This window comes from Saccharopolyspora sp. 6M (genome assembly GCF_020176775.1).
GTDB lineage: Bacteria > Actinomycetota > Actinomycetes > Mycobacteriales > Pseudonocardiaceae > Saccharopolyspora_C > Saccharopolyspora_C gregorii.
Genome location: NZ_JAIUJZ010000282.1, coordinates 1 through 5,506 on the forward strand (window position 1 = coordinate 1; position 5,506 = coordinate 5,506).

At 72.6% G+C, this 5,506-nt stretch carries 5 protein-coding genes and 1 pseudogene; 3 read left to right on the forward strand and 3 right to left on the reverse strand.

Features of this window, described 5'->3' with window-relative positions; translation table 11 throughout:
- Positions 1–73, forward strand: a pseudogene (locus tag LCD31_RS29865) (trehalase-like domain-containing protein); the annotation flags it as partial.
- Between the two features lie 121 nt (positions 74–194).
- Here LCD31_RS29865 and LCD31_RS27490 read toward each other — a convergent pair.
- The 3 genes from LCD31_RS27490 to LCD31_RS27500 form a co-directional block, all read right to left on the reverse strand.
- Positions 195–1,679 (reverse strand): MDR family MFS transporter, encoded by a 1,485-nt coding sequence (locus LCD31_RS27490; protein WP_224962868.1) that lies wholly within the window; start codon positions 1,677–1,679, stop codon positions 195–197.
- A gap of 500 nt (positions 1,680–2,179) precedes the next feature.
- Positions 2,180–2,830 carry a cation transporter gene (locus LCD31_RS27495; protein ID WP_224962870.1) on the reverse strand — a complete coding sequence of 217 codons (651 nt, stop codon included), beginning with the start codon at positions 2,828–2,830 and terminating at the stop codon, positions 2,180–2,182.
- Positions 2,820–3,164, reverse strand: a complete 345-nt coding sequence (locus tag LCD31_RS27500; protein ID WP_224962872.1) for a helix-turn-helix transcriptional regulator — start codon at positions 3,162–3,164, stop codon at positions 2,820–2,822. Before LCD31_RS27500 ends, LCD31_RS27495 begins: the two co-directional genes overlap by 11 nt.
- A 483-nt stretch (positions 3,165–3,647) precedes the next feature.
- Here LCD31_RS27500 and LCD31_RS27505 point away from each other — a divergent pair, with 483 nt between their 5' ends.
- Together LCD31_RS27505 and LCD31_RS27510 are read left to right on the forward strand one after the other, a co-directional pair.
- Positions 3,648–4,244, forward strand: a complete 597-nt coding sequence (locus LCD31_RS27505; protein ID WP_224962874.1) for a hypothetical protein — start codon at positions 3,648–3,650, stop codon at positions 4,242–4,244.
- Positions 4,241–5,431 carry an FAD-dependent monooxygenase gene (locus LCD31_RS27510; RefSeq protein WP_224962876.1) on the forward strand — a complete coding sequence of 397 codons (1,191 nt, stop codon included), beginning with the start codon at positions 4,241–4,243 and terminating at the stop codon, positions 5,429–5,431. Before LCD31_RS27505 ends, LCD31_RS27510 begins: the two co-directional genes overlap by 4 nt.
- Positions 5,432–5,506: the final 75 nt, after the last annotated feature.

Here is a 5,506-nt window from a genome sequence, read left to right on the forward strand (position 1 = left end):
CCCCGACTCGGCGGCCGTGTTCGCCGACCTGCTCGGCGGCCCCGGCGCCGGCCACTTCTCCGTCCGCCCGCACGGCGGCCCCCCCCCCCCCCCCCGCCCCCCGCCCCGCCCCCCCCCGGCGGCCGGGGGGGGCGGGGCGAAACTCCCCGCGGGCCCCAGGCGGTGTCCCGACCCCAGCCCGCCCCTCGCCTGCGTCAGTGGCCCGCGCGCACCGGTTCCTCTCCGAAGGGCACCGAACCGGACTCGTCGGCGGGCCGGGCGCTCGACCGCACGAACAGCGAGGTGCCGAAGGCGAGCACGCCGATCACCCCGGCCACCACGAACGCCGTCCGCAACCCGGAGGCGTCCGGCGGACCGGAGGGCACCGCGCTGCCCACGGACGCGACGGTCACGAACACCGCGGTGCCGAACGCGCCCGCCACCTGCTGCAACGTCGCGAGGATCGCGCTGCCGTGCGAGTGCAGGTGGTCCGGCAGCGCGCTCAGCGACTCGGTCATCAGCGGCGTCATCATCAGGCCCAGACCGGCCATCATCAGCACGTGGATCGCGATCACCGACACCATCGAGGACTGCGCGTCCAGCGAGGCGAACAGCCACAGCGCCACCGCCATCGCGCCCGCACCCGGGATCACCAGCCGCCGCGCGCCGAACCGGTCGAACAACCGGCCCACCGGGCGTCCGAGCAACCCGAGCACGAGCCCGCCGGGCAGCACCGCCAGTCCGCTGGTGAAGGTGCTCGCACCCAACACGGTCTGCAGGTACAGCGGCAGCATGATCGCGCCCGCGCCCAGCAGGCACATGAACAGCAGCGCCGTCAGCACCAGCGCCACCACGAAGGAGCGCAGGCCGAACGGGCGCAGGTCCAGCAGCGCCCGGTCCTCGCGCTGCAACCGCAGCTGGCGCAGCACGAACGCGGTCAGCGCCAGCACGCCCACCAGCAGCGGCAGCCACAGCGACACCGAGCCGCCCCCGCCGCCGGACTCGCCGATGGAGGACAACCCGTAGAGCAGGCCGCCGAAACCGGCCGCCGACAGCACCACCGAGAGCACGTCCAGCGGCACCCGCCGCGTCTCGTCGTCCAGCCGCATCCAGACCGCGCCGATCACCAGGGCGATCAGCGACAGCGGCAGCACCAGCAGGAACATCCAGCGCCAGCTCAGCGAAGCCAGCACCGCACCACCGATCGTCGGCCCCACCGCCGGGGCCACCGCGATCACGATGGTGATCGTGCCCATCGTGGCGCCGCGCTTGGCGACGGGCACCAGCCGCATCACCGAGGTCATCAGCAGCGGCATCATCACCGCGGTACCGCAGGCCTGCACCACGCGGCCCACCAGCAGCACCGCGAAACCGGGCGCCAGCGCGCTGAGCAGGGTGCCGACGCTGAACATCGTCAGCGAGGCCAGGAAGATCTGCCGTGGCGTGAACCGCTCCAGGAGGAAGCCGGTGATCGGGATGACCACCGCCATCGTCAGCAGGAACCCGCTGGTCAGCCACTGCACCGTCGTGGTGGAGACGTCGAGGTCGACGGTGAGGTCGCGCAGCGCGACGCTCAGGATCGTCTCGTTGAGGATCATCACGAACGCGGAGACGACGAGCACGCTCAACAGCACGTTCGCCCGCGGCGGTGCCGCTTCGCGCTCGGTCCCCGCGTCCACGGTCCCCGTGGAGTCGGTCATGGTTCCAATACCTCTCGCAGAACTCGGTCGGTCCACCGGCGCGGCGGGACCGGGTGCCGTCCCGCGGCGGTGCGCCGTCGGAGCGGGTTCGAAGGATCAGGTGTCGCGATGCCGCCGAAACGCTCCCGCGAACCGGTGGCCTCGGCACTTCCCCAGGTCGTGCGCCCCCGCGCACGGGCCGTGCGTCCCGGCAGCACCGCGGACGCCCAGCCGCACCAGTCTAGAGGGCCCGTTCGGGTGCGGCCGCTGAATTCTTCGGTGACGTCCGCTGCACCGGCGCGCACGCGCCGCTCCGCTTCAGCCGCCCGCTCCCGACATCGGCCACCCCATCAGGGAAGAGCGTTCCCTCGCCTGCCCTTCCTGATCACCCGACGTGCCCGCCACGTCGTGAGGTGAACGGACCGTTCGCCCGATCTATTCCGGTCGGCGGCGGGCCGCACTCCAGGCGAACGCGGGCGGCTCGGTCCACCCGCCGGTGCACGCACCCCGGAACCGGCGGTTCAGCAGCAGTGCTCGCCCCGCCAGGCCTGCCGCCCCTCCTTCACCGCCACGGCCGCGATCACCAGCGCGGCCAGCGGATCCGCCCAGTACCAGCCGAACAGCGCGTTGAGCAGCAACCCGGCCAGCAGCACGGCGGACAAGTAGGTGCACAGCAGGGTTTGCTTCGAGTCGGCCACCGCGGTCGCCGAGCCCAGTTCGCGCCCGGCCCTGCGCTGCGCGTACGACAGCCCCGGCATCAGTACGAGGCTCACCGCCGCCAGCACCAGCCCGACCGCGGAGTGCTCCGCCGCCACCCCGCCGAGCAGCCCGCGCACCGCCTCCACCGAGACGTAGCCGGCCAGCGCGAAGAACGACCCGGCGATGACGCGCAGCGCCACCCGTTCCCGCGACTCCGGATCGCGCGCGCTGAACTGCCAGGCGACCGCGGCGGCCGAGGTGACCTCGATGGCCGAATCCAGGCCGAACCCGATCAGCGCCACCGAGGACGCCCGGGACCCCGCGGTGATCGCGACGACCGCTTCGACCACGTTGTAAGTGATCGTCGCGGCGACCAGCCAGCGGATCCGCCGCTGCAGCAGGGACCGCCGCGCCGGGGCCGGGGGTGCCGCGGTCGCCGAGCAGCCCGCGCAGCACTCCGCCTCAGCACTCATCGCGCACCGCCTCCGGGTCGTCGTTCAAGCACGGTTGCGACCGCTCCACCGCGAGCACGACCTGCACCAGTTCGGCGAGCGCGGCGGCCAGGTGCGGATCGGCCAGCTCGTAGCGCGTCTGCCGCCCCTCCAGGGACGCCACCACCAGGCCGCAGCCGCGCAGGCACCCCAGGTGGTTGGACACGTTCGACCGGGACAGCCCCAGCTCGGCCGCCAGCCTGCCCGGGTAACCGGGCCCGTCCAGCAGCGCCACCAGCAACCGGCACCGGGTCGGGTCGGCGAGCGCCTTCCCCACCCGGGCGAGCGCCGCTTCCCTCGCCTCACTCGTCAGCATGCACTGAACAGTACAGCGGATGATGACGCATCGGAAGGCGCGCCCCGCGCGGCGGGAACGGTCCGCCGCCGGACCGGAAAGCGGCTCCCGGCGACATCAGCGACACCTCGGATGACGCGCAAAATCTTCCTTGAGCGGGAAAGGAGATCACATCCGATGAATTTTCGAGGGTCGTCGGAAAGCCGATCCACCAAGAGGCTCAAGGGACTACCCTGAAAGCACAGCAACACCCTTCCGGACCGCCATTGCGACACCCGGCGGAACACGGGGGCAAATGCGCCATTTCGGCTATCGTGATTCATGTCGAATAACATCACCACTGGTCACGACCATGATCAAGGCCGGTGAAACGTCGAAGTTGATCATGCTAAAGTCCCGGACGATCACATTCACTCCTCTGGAACAGGAACGGAAGCGGGCCACCCGAGACCCGATTCCGCATCCGCGCGGCATCGCATCCAGGGACGATCCCCTCAAGGCACAATGACATTTCTCGACAACGGGCCGCTCGTCCTGCACGAGAACCCCTTCGCCCTCACCCGAACCGCGGCGAATCCAGCTGACGCCGCCCTGTTCGCGTCCCCGATCACGCGGATGCTGCTCAGCAGCGACGGCCTCACCACCACGCTGCTGGAATCGGCCACCGGCCTGCGCACCCACGTCCGCGACGCCCGGCACGACCGGGTTCCCGCCGACGCGGCCCCGACCGGCGCCGCCGACCTGCTGCGGGTCACCGCGCAGGACGAACTCATCGTCCGGCGCTCCACGACGGCCGCCGTCGACGGCCGGGTGCTCGCCAGCAACCAGGTCGTGGCGCGCACCGACGTCCCCGGCGCCGAACGGTGCCTCACCGACGGCACCGCCCCGCTCGGCCTCGCCCTGCACGCCGCGGGAACCGGGTTCCGGCGCACCGTGCTGCACGTCGGTCGCCGCGCCTGGCACCCCGACCCGGGACGACCGCCCGCGGCCTTCAAGACCTACCTGATCTGGCACCAGGACACCCCGGCCGTGGCCATCAGCGAACTGTTCAACCCCGAATTCGTCCCCGCCGACCGCACGACCCCGGGAGCGACCCGATGACCGACGTGCAGCACACCCAGGTCGCGATCGTCGGAGCCGGGCCCGCGGGCCTGGTGCTCGCGAACGTCCTGCAGCGGTCCGGGATCGACGCGCAGGTGTTCGAGCAGCACTCCCGGGCGCACGTCGAGAACTCGCCGCGCGCCGGGCTCGTCGAACACCGCGTCGTCGACCACCTGCGCCGCTGGGGCCTCGCCGACGGGCTGCTCGCCCGCGCCACCCGGCACGGCTGGTGCGACGTCGTCGTCCACGGCGAACCGTTCCGGCTGGACTACGCGGCGCTCTCCGGCGGCGACCGGCATTGGATCTACCCGCAGCAGCTGCTGGTCCAGGACCTGCTCGCCGCGCTCGACCGCACCCCGCGGTTCCAGCGGCCGGTGCTGGACGTGGACCTCACCGGACGCCGCCCGCGGCTGCGCGGCGCCGGATTCGAGGTCGAGAGCGACTACGTGGTCGGCTGCGACGGCGCGCGCAGCGTCGTCGCCCGTTCCTTCCCCGACGGCACCGGCGGCAACGTGCAGCGGCGGTACCCCTACGACTGGCTGACGATGCTCGCCCACCTCACCGCGCCCGTCGAAGGCATCCGGTACGCGATCCACCCGGACGGTTTCGCGGGCATGATGCCGCGCGCGGGCGCGCTCGGGCGGCTGTACCTGCAGGTCCCCGCGGATGAGGACATCGCCCGCTGGAGCACCGCGCGGATGCGCGACGAGCTGGACCGGCGGCTGGGCACCGACTCCGGCCGCCCGGGCATCGTCCGCATCCGAGAAGCCGACGTCCTGCGGATGCGCAGCGGCATCGCGGGTGTGCTGCAGCGGGGGCGGGCGTTCCTGGCCGGGGACGCCGCGCACGTGCTGACCCCCTCCGGTGCCAAGGGCATGAACCTCGCCATCGCCGACGCCGCCGACCTCGCAGGCTCCCTCGTGCGGCGCTACCGCGACGACGATCCGACCGCGCTGGACGGGTACGGCGAGCGGCGGCGGGTGCAGGCCGAGCACACGCTCGCGTTCTCCGAGGAACTGCTGCAGCTGCTGCACCTGCCCCCGGACGCCACCGACGCCGCGGCCGAGCTGGACTCCCGCCGCAACCGGGTCCGGTGGCTCGCCGGGAACAACCCCGAGGCGGAGCGGTTCGCCCGCGAGTACGTCGGCTCCGGTGAGCTCACCCCCGCGCCGCACCGACCGGCCTGAATCCGCCGCGGGGGGTCGGGCCGGTGGTGGAGTGACGGTTGGCCGACCGGGGGGTGCACCACCCCCCGGGGGAAG

Bases quoted from the DNA above. Each gene is read 5' to 3' on its own strand.
- LCD31_RS27490 (WP_224962868.1), bottom strand. From the start codon at position 1,679: ATGACCGACTCCACGGGGACCGTGGACGCGGGGACCGAGCGCGAAGCG.
- LCD31_RS27495 (WP_224962870.1), bottom strand. From the start codon at position 2,830: ATGAGTGCTGAGGCGGAGTGCTGCGCGGGCTGCTCGGCGACCGCGGCA.
- LCD31_RS27500 (WP_224962872.1), bottom strand. From the start codon at position 3,164: ATGCTGACGAGTGAGGCGAGGGAAGCGGCGCTCGCCCGGGTGGGGAAG.
- LCD31_RS27505 (WP_224962874.1), top strand. From the start codon at position 3,648: ATGACATTTCTCGACAACGGGCCGCTCGTCCTGCACGAGAACCCCTTC.
- LCD31_RS27510 (WP_224962876.1), top strand. From the start codon at position 4,241: ATGACCGACGTGCAGCACACCCAGGTCGCGATCGTCGGAGCCGGGCCC.